Origin of the sequence: Methylotuvimicrobium buryatense 5G (assembly GCF_000341735.1) — a bacterium.
In the GTDB taxonomy this organism is placed as follows: Bacteria; Pseudomonadota; Gammaproteobacteria; order Methylococcales; family Methylomonadaceae; genus Methylotuvimicrobium; species Methylotuvimicrobium buryatense.
Window position 1 is genome coordinate 1,861,004 of sequence record NZ_KB455575.1, and the last position, 17,040, is coordinate 1,878,043.

16 protein-coding genes are annotated in these 17,040 nt (G+C 49.9%); 6 read left to right on the forward strand and 10 right to left on the reverse strand.

Annotated features, from left to right (window positions below):
• Positions 1-438 precede the first annotated feature (438 nt).
• The 6 genes from METBU_RS0108300 to METBU_RS26100 are packed head-to-tail and all read right to left on the reverse strand — an operon-like array spanning position 439 to position 4,260.
• On the reverse strand, positions 439-687 hold the full coding sequence (locus METBU_RS0108300) for an FAD assembly factor SdhE (protein ID WP_017840174.1): 249 nt from the start codon (positions 685-687) through the stop codon (positions 439-441).
• Entirely contained in the window at positions 687-1,472 is a 786-nt protein-coding gene (locus METBU_RS0108305) for a succinate dehydrogenase iron-sulfur subunit (RefSeq protein ID WP_017840175.1), read from the reverse strand. The genes METBU_RS0108300 and METBU_RS0108305 overlap by 1 nt, the downstream gene beginning before the upstream one ends.
• Positions 1,472-3,256, reverse strand: a complete 1,785-nt coding sequence (gene sdhA, locus METBU_RS0108310; protein WP_017840176.1) for a succinate dehydrogenase flavoprotein subunit — start codon at positions 3,254-3,256, stop codon at positions 1,472-1,474. The genes METBU_RS0108305 and sdhA overlap by 1 nt, the downstream gene beginning before the upstream one ends.
• 2 nt (positions 3,257-3,258) lie before the next feature.
• Positions 3,259-3,639 carry a succinate dehydrogenase, hydrophobic membrane anchor protein gene (gene sdhD, locus METBU_RS0108315; protein ID WP_017840177.1) on the reverse strand — a complete coding sequence of 127 codons (381 nt, stop codon included), beginning with the start codon at positions 3,637-3,639 and terminating at the stop codon, positions 3,259-3,261.
• A gap of 9 nt (positions 3,640-3,648) precedes the next feature.
• Complete coding sequence (sdhC, locus tag METBU_RS0108320) at positions 3,649-4,029, reverse strand: succinate dehydrogenase, cytochrome b556 subunit (RefSeq protein ID WP_017840178.1); 381 nt, start codon at positions 4,027-4,029, stop codon at positions 3,649-3,651.
• A gap of 60 nt (positions 4,030-4,089) precedes the next feature.
• On the reverse strand, positions 4,090-4,260 hold the full coding sequence (locus tag METBU_RS26100; protein WP_017840179.1) for a DUF1674 domain-containing protein: 171 nt from the start codon (positions 4,258-4,260) through the stop codon (positions 4,090-4,092).
• A gap of 518 nt (positions 4,261-4,778) precedes the next feature.
• On the opposite strand from METBU_RS26100, the gene METBU_RS0108330 reads away from it, so the two are divergent.
• The gene (locus METBU_RS0108330; RefSeq protein WP_017840180.1) at positions 4,779-5,663 is read left to right on the forward strand and encodes a GGDEF domain-containing protein; all 885 of its coding nucleotides are present in this window, start codon (positions 4,779-4,781) and stop codon (positions 5,661-5,663) included.
• A gap of 208 nt (positions 5,664-5,871) precedes the next feature.
• Here the strand turns inward: METBU_RS0108330 and METBU_RS0108335 are convergent, their stop codons facing one another.
• The 4 genes from METBU_RS0108335 to METBU_RS0108350 all read right to left on the reverse strand — a co-directional run bounded on the left by METBU_RS0108335 (position 5,872) and on the right by METBU_RS0108350 (position 10,755).
• On the reverse strand, positions 5,872-6,405 hold the full coding sequence (locus tag METBU_RS0108335; RefSeq protein ID WP_026130108.1) for an REP-associated tyrosine transposase: 534 nt from the start codon (positions 6,403-6,405) through the stop codon (positions 5,872-5,874).
• A gap of 110 nt (positions 6,406-6,515) precedes the next feature.
• Positions 6,516-8,315 (reverse strand): asparagine synthetase B family protein, encoded by a 1,800-nt coding sequence (locus METBU_RS0108340; protein ID WP_017840182.1) that lies wholly within the window; start codon positions 8,313-8,315, stop codon positions 6,516-6,518.
• 10 nt (positions 8,316-8,325) lie between these two features.
• Complete coding sequence (locus METBU_RS0108345) at positions 8,326-9,543, reverse strand: glycosyltransferase (RefSeq protein ID WP_017840183.1); 1,218 nt, start codon at positions 9,541-9,543, stop codon at positions 8,326-8,328.
• 6 nt (positions 9,544-9,549) lie between these two features.
• On the reverse strand, positions 9,550-10,755 hold the full coding sequence (locus tag METBU_RS0108350; RefSeq protein WP_017840184.1) for a TIGR04063 family PEP-CTERM/XrtA system glycosyltransferase: 1,206 nt from the start codon (positions 10,753-10,755) through the stop codon (positions 9,550-9,552).
• A gap of 402 nt (positions 10,756-11,157) precedes the next feature.
• On the opposite strand from METBU_RS0108350, the gene rfbD reads away from it, so the two are divergent.
• The 5 genes from rfbD to METBU_RS0108375 all read left to right on the forward strand — a co-directional run bounded on the left by rfbD (position 11,158) and on the right by METBU_RS0108375 (position 16,707).
• The gene (rfbD, locus tag METBU_RS0108355; RefSeq protein WP_017840185.1) at positions 11,158-12,045 is read left to right on the forward strand and encodes a dTDP-4-dehydrorhamnose reductase; all 888 of its coding nucleotides are present in this window, start codon (positions 11,158-11,160) and stop codon (positions 12,043-12,045) included.
• 29 nt (positions 12,046-12,074) lie between these two features.
• Positions 12,075-12,995 (forward strand): glucose-1-phosphate thymidylyltransferase RfbA, encoded by a 921-nt coding sequence (rfbA, locus tag METBU_RS0108360; protein WP_017840186.1) that lies wholly within the window; start codon positions 12,075-12,077, stop codon positions 12,993-12,995.
• Positions 12,995-13,543, forward strand: a complete 549-nt coding sequence (gene rfbC / locus METBU_RS0108365; RefSeq protein WP_017840187.1) for a dTDP-4-dehydrorhamnose 3,5-epimerase — start codon at positions 12,995-12,997, stop codon at positions 13,541-13,543. The genes rfbA and rfbC overlap by 1 nt, the downstream gene beginning before the upstream one ends.
• A 957-nt stretch (positions 13,544-14,500) precedes the next feature.
• Positions 14,501-15,769, forward strand: a complete 1,269-nt coding sequence (locus METBU_RS0108370) for a hypothetical protein (RefSeq protein ID WP_017840188.1) — start codon at positions 14,501-14,503, stop codon at positions 15,767-15,769.
• Positions 15,766-16,707: a glycosyltransferase family 2 protein gene (locus METBU_RS0108375; RefSeq protein WP_017840189.1), complete on the forward strand. Its 942-nt coding sequence runs from the start codon at positions 15,766-15,768 to the stop codon at positions 16,705-16,707. The genes METBU_RS0108370 and METBU_RS0108375 overlap by 4 nt, the downstream gene beginning before the upstream one ends.
• Positions 16,708-17,040: the final 333 nt, after the last annotated feature.

Consider the following 17,040-nt stretch of genomic DNA (forward strand, 5'->3'; position numbering starts at 1 on the left):
GAGCGTCACTGCCATTAAGTTAAGGGCATTTCGTCATTCCGACATGGACTGGCGGAATCCAGTGCCATGGATGGCAGGCTTTTGAAGCACATTAGAGCCTGAATGCCAACATTACTTATTCTGTGACGGCTTAACTTAACCTGATTAGCAAGTTTCTTCAGCTAAAGCCCAAAAACCAGCATATCCCTAGCAGGACGGGGTTTGCAACCCCGTCCTAAACGTTTTGACTTTGGCCGAAGTCAGCCGAAATGTTTAGGGCAAACCGAAACGTTGGGGACGGGTTAAATAACCCGTCCCGCAGAAGGGAATCTCGTCATTCCGCCAGGGATTGGCGGAATCCAGTGCCATGGATGGCAAGCTTTTAGGCACATAAGAGCCTAATATTTATTTAAATTAAGGCAGAGCCTCCAGAGCGTAAAAAAAACAACCGAAAACAGCTCAACGACTGCCTTGCATCAAGCCCCGAATTTTTGCGACTAGCTCCGCTTGCATGCCTGGCGCGGGTTCGCAATCGCCCATCAATAACGGCAAAAGCAACGAATCTTCCAAGTTCAGCAAGGCTAGAAACGTTTTTTTTTCGTCGTCCTCGGCGGCCAAATAACCATACTCGAGATAATTGATCAACATGATATCCAGTTCCAGCGTGCCGCGTCGGCATCTCCAACGAAGTTTGGCCAATTCGCTCATTACCCCAGCTTTCGTTGCACCAGCAGTTTTTTAGTTTCCGCTATCGCCTTGGCCGGATTCAAGCCTTTAGGACAAGTGTCGGTACAGTTCATGATCGTATGACAACGGTACAGCTTGAACGGGTCTTCCAATTCGTCGAGACGTTCGCCGGTACCTTCATCGCGGCTGTCGACTAGCCATCGATAAGCCTGCAACAAAATGGCCGGACCCAAATAGCGCTCGCTGTTCCACCAATAACTCGGACAACTGGTCGAACAGCAAGCACACAGCACGCATTCGTATAGCCCGTCCAGTTTTGCCCTATCCTCCCGGCTCTGTAGCCGTTCGGAATCGGCCGGCGGCGGTGTTTGCGTTGCCATCCACGGTTTGATCGAGGCGTATTGCGCATAGAAATGCGTCATATCGGGAACCAAGTCTTTGACGACCGCCATATGCGGTAACGGAAAAATCTTGATCGTGCCCTTGTATTCGTCGATCGCCTTGGTACATACCAAGGTATTTTTACCGTTGACATTCATCGCACAAGACCCGCAAACCCCTTCGCGGCACGAGCGCCGGAACGTCAAGGTGCTGTCGATCTCGTTTTTAATCTTGATAATGGCATCGAGTACCATCGGGCCGCAACTGCCGACATCGACTTCATAAGCATCGATGCGCGGATTTTCACCCGAATCGGGGTCCCAGCGATACACCTCGAATCGCCTGACATTCGTTGCGCCGTCGGGAGCCTTAAAAAATTTGCCCCGGGTCAACTTGGAATTTTTCGGCAGTGTAAACTCAACCATCAGTAAACCCTCTCTTTCGGCGGAATGGCTTCGACTTCATCGGTCAAGGTGTATAAATGCACCGGCCGATAGTCGATTTTGACTTCATTATCGTTTAACCAAAGCAAACTATGTTTCAGCCAATTCGCATCGTCGCGCTGACTGAAATCCTCACGGGCGTGCCCTCCCCGGCTTTCGGTTCGATTCCCGGCCGCCGCCATCGTCACAACAGCCTGACTCATCAAATTATCCAATTCCAAGGTTTCGACCAGATCGGTATTCCAAATCATCGACTTGTCGGCCACGCTCACATCGGCAAAGGTTTCTCGAATGGCTTTGAGCTGCGAGAGCCCTTCCGCCAATGTCGACCCGGTCCGAAACACGGCCGCCTTGCTTTGCATGACGCGCTGCATGTCGAGACGGATCTCGGATGTCGTTCGGCTGCCGTTGGCATTGCGCAATTTGTCGAACCGCTCCAAGGCCTTGTCGCATGCATCATTCGCGAGCGGTTTATGAGCCGTGCCGGGCTTGATCAATTCAGCGCAGCGAATCGCCGCCGAACGTCCGAAGACGACCAAATCGAGCAGCGAATTAGACCCCAAGCGATTGGCGCCATGCACCGACACGCAAGCCGCTTCGCCGATCGCCATCAAGCCCGGTATCACTTTGTCGGGATCGCCGTCTTTCAGCGTGACGACTTCGGCTTTGTAATTGGTCGGAATGCCGCCCATGTTGTAATGCACGGTCGGCAGTACCGGAATCGGCTCCTTGGTGACATCGACGCCGGCGAATATCCGTGACGTCTCGGCGATTCCCGGCAGACGTTCGTGAATGATCGCCGGATCCAAATGTTCGATGTGTAAATACACATGGTCCTTGAGCGGACCGACACCGCGGCCTTCATTGATTTCGACCGTCATCGCTCGGCTCACGACGTCGCGGGATGCCAGATCTTTCGCCGACGGCGCGTACCTTTCCATGAAGCGTTCGCCTTCGGAGTTGGTCAAATAACCGCCCTCCCCGCGCACGCCTTCGGTAATCAAACAGCCCGAACCGTAAATACCGGTCGGATGAAACTGCACGAACTCCATATCCTGCAATGCCAAACCGGCCCGCAGCACCATCGCATTTCCGTCGCCGGTCACGGTATGCGCCGACGTGCAAGAAAAATAACTGCGCCCGTAACCGCCTGTCGCCAGTACGGTCATGTGACCCTTGAAAAGGTGCAAGGAACCGTCATCCAAACACCAAGCCAGCACGCCCCTGCATTCTTCGCCTTCCATGATCAAATCGAGCGCGATATATTCGACGAAAAATTCGGCGTTATGCTTCAAAGACTGCTGATACAAGGTATGCAAAATCGCATGACCGGTCAGATCGGCCGCCGCGCATGTGCGTTGCGCCTGCCCTTTTCCGAAATGCGTGGTCATGCCACCGAACGCGCGTTGATAAATCTTGCCTTCCGGCGTTCTGGAAAACGGCACGCCGTAATGCTCCAACTCGATCACGGCTGGAATCGCTTCGCGGCACATATATTCGATCGCATCCTGATCGCCCAGCCAGTCCGAACCTTTGACCGTGTCGTACATGTGAAAACGCCAGTCGTCCTCGCCCATGTTGCCGAGCGCGGCGCTGATGCCGCCTTGAGCAGCCACGGTATGACTGCGGGTTGGAAAGACTTTCGAAATACAAGCGGTCTTCAAGCCTTTTTCAACCATCCCGAAAGTCGCACGCAGCCCCGCACCTCCTGCGCCGACCACCACCACGTCGTAACTGTGTTCGATAATCTTATAACTTCCCGTCATGTTTAGCCTGCTAGAGATATTTGTAAAACAGCGAACAATGCCGCGACAGCGATTGCCGTAAACAGTAAATGGCACGTCCAGACCGCAATGATTTTAGCGCCTTCGGCGGAAACATAATCCTCGATGACCACTTGCACGCCCAATGCCGCATGGAAACATACCGCCAAAATCCATAGCGCGATAACAACCGCATTAAACGGCGACGCCAACCAGGTTATCGTTTCTTGATAGGTCGCGGTGGTAGCGAGTTTGAGTAACATAACCAACCAAAACGACAAGGGGATTAAAGCCGCGGCGGTAACGCGCTGCATCCACCAATGTTCGGTACCGGATTTAGCCGAGCCCAAACCGCGCGCTTTCGAAATCGGAGATCGATAGTCCATACTTGACTCCTAAAGAATGAAAAATGCAAAGGTGGCTGCTGTCAAAACCAGCGAAACGAAAAGCTCGATTAGCGCATACCGGTTCAATGTTTCGTTGTCGAAACTGCAACCGGCATCCCAAATCAGATGACGAACGCCGTGACATAAATGAAAAAACAGCGCATACATAAAGCCCCAAAGTACGATTTGCAGCAAAATCGAATCGGTCATCGCCTGCATTGCCGCGAAGGCTTCGGCGCCGCCGGCAATCGCATAAAGCATGCATAAAAATAGGATCAAGCCTAAAGAAAGCATGACGCCGGTCATGCGATGGGTAATGGAAATGAGGCCCGTCAAGGGCAATCGGTAGACTTGTAGATGAGGGGATAAAGGTCTGTTAGTACTGTTCATAACCGCCGCCTGCTGTTATTGAAAGCCACATACTACCCTTAGCATAGGGAATTTTCCAGGTTAAAAGTCGATACACCGGCCTTTCTTTTCCCAATCGCCGTATCGGGTCGGTTCAGGGCCAGGAGCGCCTCCTATTTCGGGAGTAGAATTCGATTGCGTGGAATCCGGCTCTAAAGGCCTTTCTTTGTCTTGCTCGTTGGTTTGGCGTTCTTTATTCGGGTCGTTTTTCATGTCGTTTACTCCTAAATTATATAGCGACTTAAGCCAGGTTCATGGCAGGGCGGGTTGAATAACCATACGCATCAAGCTAAAAACGGCCAACCCGCATCCCGCTCTTTCCCAAGCTCCAGCTTGGGAAACACACCCCGGAAGCTCCAGCTTCCAGAGACCGAAACAACCGCAACCAAACCCGACTTGCTCGTTCAATCTGCCTGATCGTCGGGAAGCTAGAGCTTCCTGAACAGGTTACCCAAGCTGGAGCTTGGGTAACAGCATAAAAGTTTCGACCGTGGCCAAAGCAAGTCGGAACGTTTGGGGCGGGTTGAATAACCCGCCCCGCGCTAGACTTACCGCATTATTCGATTTCCGATTCTTAAACCGGCCTGCAGATAGGGGCGGCAAGATTTTGCCATCGATCCCGTCATGTTATTGACGCAATTAATTCATAACATTGATATAAAAAGATTTTTTATGTTTTGGCACGATCATAGCTGTAATCCTACAAACAAATCTTTATCGAGGATTTAGCCATGCAAAAAAAAGCCGCCAATCTTGCCGTTGTCACTAATAACACATTCGAAGCCTTCAAAGCGGATAATTTGACTCATTATGACATTAGCAGCGCCTTGCAAACCACACTGGAGTTCGATGAATTGGTTCATATCTTCAGTAATAAAATCCAAAATCTGATACCACATAGCGGCTTTGTTTACAGCAACGAAGAATTCGATCTCGAAATCAAAAACGGCATAGTCACTCGAAGCTCATGCTCTTATGCAATGAAAGTCGAAGAACAGCAACTCGGCGAACTAAAATTGATGCGTCGTCAGAAGTTTTCCGAACAAGAATTAACAATGATTGAAACGTTGCTTTGTTGCTTGATTTATCCGCTCAGAAACGCGACCTTATTTCAGCAAGCAATGAATCTGGCATTTACCGATGTGCTAACGCAAACACGAAACCGTTCCGCCTTCAATGACATCGTTCGCCGCGAAATGCGCCTTGCACATAGAAACGGCAACCATCTATCGGTAGTATTTATCGATATCGACCATTTCAAAAGTATCAACGATAATTATGGACATCAATGCGGCGACCTTGCATTAACATCTGTCGCCAAATGGATCAATGAAAGCATTAGAAGCAGCGACATCGTGTTTCGTTATGGCGGCGAGGAATTCGTCGTTCTTCTCAGCGAGACCGATTTAGACGGCGCCGAATTGTTGGCGGAAAGAATTCGGCAAAACATCGAAAATCATATCTTCGCTTACGGACTGGAAACAATACGCATGACCGCAAGCCTCGGCACCAGCACATTACGCGGCGACGACACGCTAGATAAATTTATCGATCGGGCCGATCAAGCCATGTACCGGGCCAAACAAACCGGCAGAAACCGAGTCGTCACGGCTTAGTGATGATTTTTCGCCTGAAACCAAAGCGCCAACATCATCAACAAGCTGTTTCCCAAACTCCAGCTTCACTGCCATTAAGTTAAGGATTTTTCCGTTCGCCCTGAGCCTGTCGAAGGGTGAATGGAAAAATCCTGGGTCGATAAGTTCAGCTGTTTCCCAAGCTCCAGCTTGGGAAACCCAACCCGGAAGCTCCAGCTTCCCGAGACCCTCACCATTGCCGAATCACTTCGATCATCCCTTCTTGCCCTAAATAGTTTCGCGCACTGGAATAACGCCAATGTTCCGGCTTATCTACATAGCCGCGTTTAACGGGGTTTTGATGAATATATTCCAGCTTTTGACGCATAACCTTCTCTGACTCTATTATTTGCGGATGGCTGCCTTCTTCCCAAACCTGATAGTCACTATCATGCTTGTGTACCCGTTTAAATAATGCCAGTAATTCCAATAACCTATTTGAACGATGCTGTTCAAGATGGGCAATGAGTTGTTTTGCCGTGTATGACTTAAATCGTTGGATATCACGGCTTAAATTTTCGGAAGCGGCAATCAGATGTAAGTGATTTTCAAGGATGACATAACCGTAAAGTTGAAAATTGTCATTGCGCTGGAGATAACGCCAGGAGTCAAGCACGATATCGACTAACTTTGGATTTGTGAACAATGGCAGCCAGTGGTTTATTGTTGCTGTCAGGAAATGCGGGCAAGGGTTGGTTAACACTCGATAACTGCTTCTTGGCATGTTTTTGCACCTTAATTAGGACGGGAAGCTAGAGCTTCCGGAACCGGTTTCCCAAGCTGGAGCTTGGGAAACAGCAAAAATCTGGAGCTTGGGAAACCGCGAATTACGGCTTAGTGATGATTTTTCGCCTGAAACCAAAGCTCCAGCATCATCAAGATCCAAATCAATTCGCCGTAATAGGCCGCATGTATGCTTTGGTGCATCTTAACGGCATGATCAAGAAAATCGGTGCGAAAATAATCGCGCTTTTTCAAGGCGCCGATACTATCGTAAGCGAGTTCTTTCAACGGTTGATGATCCTGCAACCAAATCCCGAACGGCAAACCGAAACCATGCTTGGATTTGTTGATAATGGCTTCGGGCAAAAAACCGCGCATCGCTTGCTTATAAAACCAACGCAATTGCTGACCTTTCAACTTTTCCGAAGACGGTACCCGACAAGACAAATCGACAATCGCGTTGGTCAGCAACGGATAACGCACCTCGACACCGACCATCTCGCACATTCGGTTGACCTTGACCAGATCATTGTCATGCAAGGTCGTTTTCCAGTCCATGTACAACATACGGTTTAAAGCCGATGCATTTTCAGGACGGTGATAACAATCCCGCAGACTCTGAATCGGCCGGTCGATATCGATGCCTGCCAGAAAATCGCCGGTAAAAATCTCCTGAGCCGGATGTCGGTTCAGGAAGTTATAGTCTTGCAAGCGGTCCGGTAACGGCACTTCGGCTTGCTCGACATAGCGCTTGGCTTTAAAAAGAATTTTATTTTTCAGCAGCGCATCGGGCGCATTGTACAGACCGGTTCTCAGAAACGTTCTGGCAAAGCCCGGAATACGATAATAACGGTCGAACAACAATTGTTTCGCATAACGCTCATTGCCCGCGAACAACTCATCGCCGCCGTCGCCGGCCAGCATTACCTGAATGCCGTTCTCTTTAGCCAATTTGGCGCAATAATAAGCCGCCAACGCAGACGAATTACCGAACGGTTCGTCGTAAAACGCGGCAATTTTCGGCACGGCTGCCACGGTATCCTCCGGCGTCACATAATATTCATGCGGCCGGGTTTTGAAACAATCGACCGCAATACGCGCATACTCGATCTCATCGTAGCCTTCAACCGGAAAACCCATCGTAAAAGTTTTGGCTTGCTCCGGATACACTTTAGACAATGCACCGGCAACGCTCGAACTGTCCAGGCCGCCGCTCAAAAACGCGCCGGTCACATTCGAATCGGCAGCCGACTGCCGGACAGCTTCGATGATTTCATTCCGTAACTCTTGTCCGGATTTCTCGAGTGAATAAGCCCCTTGTTCGGAAAAAACCGGCATCCAGTAATACTGCAGAGCGATTTTTCCATCTTGATAAGTCAATAATTGCCCGCCCTCCAATTTTTGGACTTGCCGATAAATCGTATGCGGGCTCGGGCAATGATGAAAATAGACATAATCGTAAATCGATTGGCGGGAAATCTCCGAACTGACTTCGGGATGCGCAACGACACTATCGGCCGTCGAACCGAACACGATTCCGTTCGGCGTTTGCGCATAATAGAGATTGTTTTGCCCTAGGCGGTCTGTCGCCAACAACAAGCGTTTCTCGGATTCATCGAAAAACATCAAGGTAAATGCGCCTTGCATATCCTTGATAAAATCGGCGCCCTTAGCTTTATAGTTTTCGACAATCGCTTCTAGCGGACCGAAACCGTGACCGGTGAGCGCAAGCCGACAACCCCCCTGTTCAAGCGACCGTTTATCATCGGAGACTAAAACAAACGAATCGGTTATCCGTATGCCGATCGTTTTTTTAGTCGACTCGGGCGCGCAACCTTTCAGCGATTCGGCAAGCTCAGACGCTTGATTTCGATCGATACCGGTACCAAACCAGCCAGCAATAAATCCCATTTTTCACCCTTTAATCGATTTCTGTTTTTTCTATAATCTGCTTAAATTCGGCAACCAAAGTATCGACACGGTGATGCCACGCGTTCTGCTCGGCATAATGCCTGATCGCCTGTCTATCCCACCGTTTATTAAACGCATCCGATAAAGCAAGCCGTAATGCCGAAGCATCGCCGAAGGGCACGATCGTACCTAGTGACGCATCATTGACGACTTCGCTATTGCCGCCGACATCGGTGGTTATCACCGGCAAACCGCAAGCCATCGCCTCCAAAAAAACATTGGCCCACCCTTCATTGGCCGTCGACAATACAAATACATCCGATGCCGATAACGGCGATTTCAATTGCTCGGAAGGCAACGGCCCTAAAAAGCGGACATGGTTTTGCAAATTCAAATCGGCGACTTGTTGTTCCAATTGCTTTCGATTATTACCCTCGGCGCAAGCCCCGCCGACGATCAAATACATCAAGTCGGGAAATTCTTTGAGCAATAACGGCAATACTTCGATAACCCGATGATAGCCTTTGCGATCGACCAAACCGCCCACCGATATCAATACTGGCGCATCCTCAGGCAAATTCAAATCTCGCCTGGCTTCGGCGCGATCAACCGGTTGAAACTTATCGGCATCGACGCCGTTACCGACGACTTGTATTTTGTTCGAATCGATGCCCAACGCAACGACGTGACGCTTGAGCGAATCGGCCACCGAAAATATTTTCGTGGCCCACTGCAAGGCCGAAACAATCCGAAGTTTGCGTGCCGGAAACTTCGACAAACTGACTTCGGTCCCTCTTAATGTAATCGTCACCGGTACCTTGAACCATTTACCGAGCCATGTCGCGGCATAACCGTCCGGATAGGCGAAATGCGCATCGATCAAATTAAATCGGTGTTTCCGCTTCAATCGGACCATGATCGGCAATGAACCCAAAGCCATCATAAAACCGTCCCACTGCTTTAATAGCCCCGGAATCGACAAAAAACGAGGATAATAAACCTCAACACCCTGTTGTAATTCAAATTTCGGCGGCTGAGGCCGAAAACCCGGCTTCACAAAACGGATCAGGCCTTGCAACGGAAACCAGGCAACCGGCGACACGACGACAATCGGCAATTGCTGACCGACCCGAAACATGCGTTCACGAATGAATACACCGGAATTCGGTTGCGCGGAACTGGGAAACAAAGAACAAAAAACGACAATGCGAGGAGTTTTATCGGTCATGGACAATCATTTTTGAAGCAAACGCTGATAGACATTTTGATAACGACTTACGCTATAGGCCCAATTCCGTTTTTCCTCGACGAAACGGCGCCCGTTCGCGCGAATCGCATCCCACTGGGAACGATTGCTCAACAAGCGTAGAACCGTTTGCGCGAGACTTTCGGCATTTCCCGCTGCAAATAAATAACCGGTCTTTTCATCGTCGATCAATTCTTTATGCCCGCCGACATCGGACGCTACGACCAATCGCCCTTGCGCCATCGCCTCCAACGGTTTGAGCGGCGTAACTAAATCAGTCAAACGCATCGACAGGCGCGGATAAACGAAAATATCGACCTGATTGTAATAGCCTTGCACTTGATCGTGCGGCACTCGCCCGGTAAAAACGACCTTGTCCTGCAAACCCAAATCGCGGGCCTTTTGCTTAATCGCGGCATCCTGAGGACCGCCGCCGACCAACAATAAACGAACATCCGGAATTTCCTTCAGAATCGCGGGCAAGGCATCGAGCAATAAAGGAATGCCTTCATAGGCATAGAACGAACCGATGAATCCCAATACCACCTTATCCACCAATCCCAGTTGTTCGCGCAATGGCAGGTCCGGCTCAACCCCGTAGATGAATTTATCGATATCGACCGCATTCGGAATCACGGTAATTTTGCTATCGGCAACGCCCCGGCCGATAATGTCGTTTCGCAGGCCCTCGCAGATCGTCGTCACGGCATCGGCATTTTTAAATACATGGGTTTCCAGAAAATGAGTCACGCGATAACGCAAACTGCCTTCGGTCGTCGATCCGTGATCGACAGCCGCGTCTTCCCAAAACGCGCGGCATTCGTAGACCAATGGAATATTGTGTTTTCGTGCCGCTTTCAGAGCGGCCAATCCGTTCAACGCGGGGGAATGCGCGTGCAAAACATCGGGTTTAATTTCAGGAATGATTTCATCCAAGCGTTTACCGAGCGATTTTACAATCGCCCATTGATTCACAATCGGCCAATCGGCCCAAAAAAATCGCGGCATCGGCGACCGGTAAAAAAGCAGCCCGTCGACTTCTTCAACCGCTTGCTCGGCGATTTTATGTTTGGCCGAAGTCAGATGAAACGTTTGCCAACCGAGTTTTTTTTGTTGTTCTAAAACAGCACGGGTTCTAAAAGTGTAACCGCTATGCAGTGGAATCGAATGATCAAGTATGTGCAGTATTTTCATTTTTTGTTGTTATTCAAAGTGGCTTCCCACTTAAAGAGGGACAAAAGCACTAAGGAACGAGCATGAAATAACTTAGACAACGGTTGGAAGGGGATTTGGTGGCTCGATTGACAGGTGTCGGCGGCAGGGATAGCCGCCGTCAAGCCTACACGGATGTATTCACGGCGTCCTGTCAAGCGAGTCACCAAACCGCCACAAAGCCTACTACTTGTATAAGTTATTTTGTGCGTATTCCTAAGGATTAACCTTAAACTATCCCGCGTTAAGTGAGTAGCCTTCAAACTCGACACGGCCATCGATAAGTTTGGAATATTTTATTAAGTTTAGCCCGAAAATTGCGTCAATATACACTATCTTTTTTAGCAACGAGTCACTTGCACCACAATTTCAAACAAAACTCTCATGAACTTACTATTATTAGGTAAAAACGGACAAGTCGGACGGGAACTTCAACGAACACTCCTCCCTCTTGGCCAAGTTAGCGCATTCGGCCGCGACGAAGCGGATCTGCAAAACCCTGAAGCGTTACTCGGTTTACTTAGAGAACGCAAACCTGACATTATCGTCAATGCCGCCGCTTACACCGCCGTTGACAAAGCCGAAACAGACGAGAAAGCCGCATACGCAATCAATGCCGAGGCGGTCGATCTCTTGGCACAATACGCGAAAACCAACGACACCTTACTCGTGCACTACTCGACCGATTATGTATTCGACGGCGAAAAAAAAGAAGCCTATCTCGAAACCGATGCAACCAACCCGCAAAGCGTTTACGGAAAATCGAAACGCGCGGGCGAAAAAGCCATTTTAGATAGCCGATGCAATACACTGATTTTCCGAACCAGTTGGGTATTTTCCGCACAGGGCAATAATTTTATTAAAACCATCCTGAGGCTCGCCCAAGAACGCGATAATATGAATATCGTAGCCGATCAATTCGGCGCACCCACTTGCGTCGAACTCATAGCCGATGTTACCGCCCACGCCATTATCGGCTTTCGCCGCAATCAACTAGCCGGAGGCATATACCACTTGACGGCCGGCGGCGAAACGACCTGGCACGAATTGGCCTGTTATGCCGTGCAACGAGCCCACGAAAACGGAATGCAACTTAAGCTTAAACCTGAAAACATACAGCCGATTCCAACCGAAGCCTATCCGCTTCCTGCCCAGCGTCCGAAAAACTCGCGTTTGAAGACCGACGCACTCGCCAATTCCTTGGCGTTACATTTTCCCGATTGGCGGTTATATGTTGACCGGGTAATCAGAGAATTATGTAATCGGGATTAAAACGTTACAGACAAAAACTGGAGTACACCATGACCGCAAGCTCACTTACCACTCAAAAACCGCCTCCAACTCGAAAAGGGATCATATTGGCAGGCGGTTCAGGCACCCGACTGCACCCGGCAACACTTGCGATTAGCAAACAATTACTGCCGGTTTTCGATAAACCGATGATCTATTATCCTCTCAGCACGTTGATGCTGGCCGGAATACGCGACATCTTGATCATATCCACACCTCAAGATACTCCGCGTTTCGAACAACTGCTCGGCACCGGCGAACAATGGGGATTAAACCTGCAATATGCCGTACAAGACTCGCCCGACGGACTCGCCCAGGCCTTCATCATCGGCCAGTCTTTTATCGGCAACGACTTAGCGGCATTGGTACTAGGCGACAACATTTTTTACGGTCATGACCTCCACCAATTGCTCGGTAATGCAATGAAGCGCACCGAAGGCGCCACTGTTTTCGCATACCATGTGCAAGACCCCGAGCGCTATGGCGTCGCAGAATTCGACAATAACGGCAAAGCGTTATCGCTGGAAGAAAAACCCCAACAACCCAAATCCAACTATGCCGTGACCGGCCTTTATTTTTACGATAACGATGTCGTCGAACTCGCCAAAAATCTCAAACCGTCTCCTCGCGGCGAACTGGAAATAACCGATTTAAATCGGCTCTATTTAAACGAAAATAAACTCAATGTCGAAATCATGGGACGCGGCTACGCTTGGTTAGACACCGGCACTCACGATTCGCTGCTCGATGCCGGCCAGTTTATTGCCACCATAGAACACCGCCAAGGATTAAAAGTCGCCTGTCCTGAAGAAATTGCCTACCGGCAAAAATGGATCGACAATACCCAACTCGAACGATTGGCCCAACCTCTCTCAAAAAACGGCTATGGGCAATATTTATTACGGATTCTTAACAACGAAAAGGTTTTTTGATGAAAGTCACACCGCTCGCAATCCCCGACGTCATCCTTCTCGAACCGAAAGTGTTCGGAGACGCCCGCGGCTTCTTTCTGGAAAGTTATAATCAGGAGTCCTTCCGGCAAGCCACCGGGCGCAATCTACAATTCGTTCAAGACAATCACAGCCGCAGCTCCAAAGGCGTCCTGCGCGGCCTGCACTATCAACTCGCGCCAAAAGCACAAGGCAAACTCGTTCGAGTCGTAAGCGGCGCCGTATTCGACGTAGCAGTCGATGTCCGAAAAGGTTCCTCGACTTTCGGTCAATGGGTCGGTGCCGAACTTAGCGAAGAGAACCACCGGCAAATGTGGATTCCCCCAGGCTTTGCACACGGTTTTGTCGTACTCAGCGAAACGGCCGATTTTCTATACAAAACCACCGACTACTACGCACCGGAACTCGAACGCTGCATCGCTTGGAACGATCCGACCATCGGCATACAATGGCCGGCTAATATCAACCCGGTTCTTTCCGATAAGGACCGACAAGGAAAAGCGCTAAATGAAGCGGAATGTTTTGAATAATCGCCCGAGTTGTTTTTCGTTTTCTAAAATGAACTCTCGGTAAACTTGCTAGACAGAGGTTATCGATTATCTGGGAACGGTGCTGTTTGATAAATCTGCGGATATTGACAGTCAGTGGCTTCAATAATCGCGACGAAGGCGTCGCTCCCACATCGCTGTAATCCTTTGTGGGAGCGATCCCCTGATCGCGATTTCGAAGCCAGGGGTGTCTGCTGTTTCCCAAGCTCTAGCTCTCGTCTTTATACATTAAGTATAAATATATCTAATTGTGCAAAAAGTAGCGACCGAGCGCTAAATTGTTGTGTTGTCCGGAAAGGCTATTGGTGTTTGAGCGTTACTGGCTTCGATAGTCGCGACGAAGGCGTCGCTCCCACAGAGAGCGGCGGACGTCCTGTGGGAGCGATCCCCTGATCGCGATCTCGAAGCCAGGGGTGTCTGCTGTTTCCCAAGCTCTAGCTTGCACTGCCATTAAGTTAAGGGAAACCCGTCATTCCGCCATGGACTGGCGGAATCCAGTGCCATGGATGGCAAGCTTTTGATGCACATTAGAGCCTGAATGCAAGCATTACTTATCTCTGTGACGGCTTAACTTAATGGCAGTGAGCTCTAACCGATACGTGAAGCTCTAGCTTCGCGATACAAATGAATAAGAAACAAATACCTCTGCGGGACAGGCTATTTAACCCGTTCCCAACGTTTCGATTTGCACCAAACGCCTCGGCGGCTTTAGCCATGGTCGAAACATTTAGGACGGGGCTGTAAGCCCCGTCCTGCCAAGGAGGCGGTGGTGAAATTAGGCATTGCCATCCATGGCACTAGATTCCGCCAATCCCTGGCGGAATGACGCGTCATTTCTTTTAGTTGGCGCTTATGGTTGCAAGCCACGTTTTGCCAAGAACCCATTCCCATAGAGTGAAAGAACACCAAACCCTTTTCCAGTAAAACTTCAATCAAACCATGCTAATCATTATCACCGCACTACTGACAATATGGACCTTCCTCGCCACAATCCTTTTTGTTTGGAAGCGCGATCTATTCTTAAAAACCTGGCAAGAACCTTATTTCGCCGATACGCCGATATTAATCGAAAGCGACGACTGGGGACCGGGCGGCGATTTTCATGCAGACCGCCTTGAGGCCCTGTTAAATGCCTTATCCGAACAAAAAGACAGCGCCGGACGTAGCGCCGTGCTGACCGCAGATGTCGTGCTGGCGGTACCCGATACCGCTGCGCTAGAAAAAGCATCCGGCGGCGAATACCCGAGAAAAATACTCGACCGCGATTTCCCCGGCATTTATCGAACGATGCAAAAAGGCATCGAGAACGACGTATTCGTCCCGCAATTGCACGGATTGGAACATCTGAACGGCGATGCCTTCGTTAAACTCTGCCGAAATAACGACCCGCGCACGGCAAATGCACAAGCCGATTCTCACTGGTGGGACTGGGAAACTCTCGACTCGCCTTTGCAAGGGCATTATGTCGATGGCAGCAACTTACCGACACAACCGGTCGGCACGGAAAAAGCGCGTAAAATCATCGAAACGGCCACCGAAACCTTTCAACGCTTGTTCGGTTATCCCACTTTAACGACCGTCGCCCCTTGTTATCTCTGGGACGACGACATCGAAGCCGAATGGAGCCGCCATTCGATACAAGCGATTCAAACGGCCGGCTACCGCTGCCCCGAAAGAGCGCACGACGGACGCTATATTCAAGACAAGCAATTGATCAGAACCGGCGATATCAATGCCTTCGGGCAAGTTTATTTAGTCAGAAACGTCATGTTCGAACCGGTCGACGGTAAAAACACGCCGGACAGCGCCTATCAAGAAGCGCTACAAGCCTACCGACAAGCTTTACCCGTTACGATTTCGACCCACCGCTACAACTTCACGCGCACTGAAAACGAATTCAAGTTTTCGCTCGCAGGACTGAAGATTCTGTTGAACAAACTGACGCAAAACTTACGCGGAACGCGCTTTTTATCCTCGGCCGAATTGGCCGAAGTTCTTCTTGCGCCAAACAGCCCCGTCGTCAATCGCTTCAATCAAAAAACCCTGCCACCGATCGAACGAATCGAAGGCCCCGCCAAACTCGGCCCGTTTTTGTACCGGCTTTATTATCGACACCCTAAACTTGCCATGATCGGTAAAATAAGCGGTTTAATAGTGCCCGGCTGGCTAATTTGCCAATACACCCCAAAAAAATCCGTTAACTCATGAAAATCAGCGTCGTCATTCCCGCCTATAACAGCGCCGCATTCATTGCAGACGCCGTCCGGAGCATCCTGAACCAATCTCAGCCGGTTGATGAAATCGTCATCGTCGACGACGGTTCGACCGATAATACAGAACAAACCGTAGCCTCCTTATCTGGCCCGATCGTTTACATCAATCAGCCAAATCAAGGCCCTTCGACCGCTCGAAACACAGGCATCGATGCCGCAAAAAACGATTGGATAGCCTTTCTCGATGCCGACGACCAATGGACGCCGCAAAAGATCGAACGACAATTAAATGTCCTACAAAACTCTCCCGAGTTAGTCTTGATCGCCGGCGACATGGCCGAAATCGACAACAGCAACCGGATCATCACCGAATCGGTATTAAACAAACACAATTTGTTGAGCAAATTTCAGGCACTCGAAAACCGCCCTATTCCGAACGCCCTGGCCGAACTCGTCACCAAAAACTTCATCCCGACCGGCACCGTACTGGTCAAAAAATCGGCGTTGATTGAAGCCGGCTGTTTCAATCCAAACATACGTTTCGGCGAAGATTTGGAATGTTGGGCAAAAATAGCCGCGAAACATCCGATCGCCTGTATGCCCGACATTCTGATGCTGCGCCGACAACACGGCAACAACGCCACGCAACTAACCGCGCCGCTACTCAACGATCTGGCGAGAGTCATGACCTCGATTCGAAATTACGCGGCAAAAGACCTGTCATTACAGAATATCGACCCCGACCGGCTCGTAGCCGATGCCTATGCCGACTTAGGCTATTGGCATTTTAGCGAGTACGATTTGATCACCGCCCGGCAAGCATTTTCGTCCAGTCTCAAAGAAAAGCCCAGTAAACGCGCCCTGCTCTACTGGCTAGCCTGCTTAATGCCAGAAGGAATAATTAATATGTTGCGCAAAATAAAAAATCTATGACCGACCAAACCAATCAACCTAAAAATCAGTCCTGATTAGCAAGATGCTTCAGCTTGCCGAAGCCAAGTGTCCGAGCGAGATCCAGTCGTAGCCATTTCTGCGGGACGGATTATCTAACCCGTCCCCAACGTTTCGGTTTGCCCTAAACATTTCGGCTGACTTCGGCCAAAGTCAAAACGTTTAGGACGGGGTTGCAAACCCCGACCTGCTAAGGGTCCTGCTAGGTCACTGCCACTAAGTTAAGGATTTTTCCGTTCGCCCTGAGCCTGTCGAAGGGTGAACGGAAAAATCCTTAACTTAATGGCAGTGGGGCCATGGATGGGTAGCAGCGAA

Excerpts from the sequence above, each read along its gene's own strand:
- METBU_RS0108300 (WP_017840174.1), bottom strand. The coding sequence starts at position 687 with ATGAGCGAATTGGCCAAACTTCGTTGGAGATGCCGACGCGGCACGCTG.
- METBU_RS0108305 (WP_017840175.1), bottom strand. The coding sequence starts at position 1,472 with ATGGTTGAGTTTACACTGCCGAAAAATTCCAAGTTGACCCGGGGCAAA.
- sdhA (WP_017840176.1), bottom strand. The coding sequence starts at position 3,256 with ATGACGGGAAGTTATAAGATTATCGAACACAGTTACGACGTGGTGGTG.
- sdhD (WP_017840177.1), bottom strand. The coding sequence starts at position 3,639 with ATGGACTATCGATCTCCGATTTCGAAAGCGCGCGGTTTGGGCTCGGCT.
- sdhC (WP_017840178.1), bottom strand. The coding sequence starts at position 4,029 with ATGAACAGTACTAACAGACCTTTATCCCCTCATCTACAAGTCTACCGA.
- METBU_RS26100 (WP_017840179.1), bottom strand. The coding sequence starts at position 4,260 with ATGAAAAACGACCCGAATAAAGAACGCCAAACCAACGAGCAAGACAAA.
- METBU_RS0108330 (WP_017840180.1), top strand. The coding sequence starts at position 4,779 with ATGCAAAAAAAAGCCGCCAATCTTGCCGTTGTCACTAATAACACATTC.
- METBU_RS0108335 (WP_026130108.1), bottom strand. The coding sequence starts at position 6,405 with ATGCCAAGAAGCAGTTATCGAGTGTTAACCAACCCTTGCCCGCATTTC.
- METBU_RS0108340 (WP_017840182.1), bottom strand. The coding sequence starts at position 8,315 with ATGGGATTTATTGCTGGCTGGTTTGGTACCGGTATCGATCGAAATCAA.
- METBU_RS0108345 (WP_017840183.1), bottom strand. The coding sequence starts at position 9,543 with ATGACCGATAAAACTCCTCGCATTGTCGTTTTTTGTTCTTTGTTTCCC.
- METBU_RS0108350 (WP_017840184.1), bottom strand. The coding sequence starts at position 10,755 with ATGAAAATACTGCACATACTTGATCATTCGATTCCACTGCATAGCGGT.
- rfbD (WP_017840185.1), top strand. The coding sequence starts at position 11,158 with ATGAACTTACTATTATTAGGTAAAAACGGACAAGTCGGACGGGAACTT.
- rfbA (WP_017840186.1), top strand. The coding sequence starts at position 12,075 with ATGACCGCAAGCTCACTTACCACTCAAAAACCGCCTCCAACTCGAAAA.
- rfbC (WP_017840187.1), top strand. The coding sequence starts at position 12,995 with ATGAAAGTCACACCGCTCGCAATCCCCGACGTCATCCTTCTCGAACCG.
- METBU_RS0108370 (WP_017840188.1), top strand. The coding sequence starts at position 14,501 with ATGCTAATCATTATCACCGCACTACTGACAATATGGACCTTCCTCGCC.
- METBU_RS0108375 (WP_017840189.1), top strand. The coding sequence starts at position 15,766 with ATGAAAATCAGCGTCGTCATTCCCGCCTATAACAGCGCCGCATTCATT.